Source organism: Haloferax sp. s1 (assembly GCF_058382125.1).
Map to the genome: position 1 here is coordinate 1 of NZ_JBZRPK010000138.1, position 1,299 is coordinate 1,299.

The window sequence follows — 1,299 nt, forward strand, 5'->3', positions numbered from 1 at the left end:
AAGCGCGTACCCCGACGAGTACGTCGGCGACGCCTGAATCTCCTCGTAGCCGACCTCGAAGACGACCGATGGGCGAATATCGACTTCCTTGCCCGACTCACGTTCGATTTCGGGTTCGAGTAGCTCCGTGAGTTCGACCAGTTCTTCGTCGGTAATGCCCGTCGCAACCTTGCCGATAGTCTCGAATTCGTCGTCGCCGGACTCGTCGTCGACGCGGGCCGAAAGCAGGAACGTTCCGAGGAATTTCGCGCGGCGGCCTTCGCCCCACTCGGCACCCGTCACCACGAGGTCGAGGGTCTCCACGTCGGGTTTGCGCTTCAGCCAGTTCTTCCCGCGGTCGCCCGGCGAGTAGGCCGCGTCGGGGTTCTTCAGCATGATTCCCTCGTGGCCGGCTTCGAGCGCCTCGGATTCGTACGCGGCGACTTCGTCGGGGCAGTCGGAGAGGAGCAGGTCGGAAACGGCGTCGGAGTCTGGCCCGAGAACCGTTGCCAGTCGGTCGTGTCGGGTCGTAAGCGGTTCCGTCAGGAGGTCGTCGCCGGCGGCGTGGAGGCAGTCGAACGCCCGGAGTTCGACGCGGACCTCTTCGCGCATCCGACCCACGTCGTGCTTGCGGCGGAAACGCCGGAGAATCTCCTGAAACGGGAGTGGCTCGCCGTCGTCGTCCATGGCGACCACCTCGCCGTCGAGGATGGCTGGCTCGTCGACCGCGTCCTCGACGAATTCCACGATTTCGGGGAGCGCGTTCGTCACATCCTCCATGTTCCGGGAGAACAGCGACACATCGCCCGCTTCGTCCCGGTGGACCTGCACGCGAGCGCCGTCGAACTTCGTTTCGACCGCCGCAGTCTCCCACTCGTCGAGCGCGTCGGCGGCAGTCCCGGCTTGCGCCAGCATCGCCTGCACCGGGCGTCCGACTTCGAGACGGACCTCGCTGAGACCGGATTCGCCCTCATCGCGGGTGACTTCGGCGACCATGCCGTAGTCGTTCGAGACCTGTAGCGCACGGGCCACGGTGGCGATGGCTTCGTCGCGTCGTTCGCGGGCGGCCGTCTCGGTTTCCGTGTCTACGTCGTCGTCGCGGATGGCAGCGGCGTCTTCGGGTGCGACGAGGAACGCTTCGGCGATTGCGTCCCGGACGGTTCCCTCGCCGACGCCGATACGCATCTCGGAGAGGACGAGTCGCGCGAGGAAGCGCGCTTCGTCGGGGTCGGTTCGGTTGAACAGGCCGTAGAGCGTTTTGAGCTTCGTTTCTTCGCTTCCCGACCCCGACGCGGCGGCGAGCGCGCGCAGTTCGGAATC

General features: G+C 66.1%; 1 protein-coding gene. It reads right to left on the bottom strand.

What is annotated here, in order from left to right; genetic code table 11:
- Positions 1–1,299, bottom strand: a 1,299-nt coding sequence (locus tag QT222_RS01005; protein WP_491476011.1) for an ATP-dependent DNA ligase, incomplete at both ends; no start/stop codon positions are given.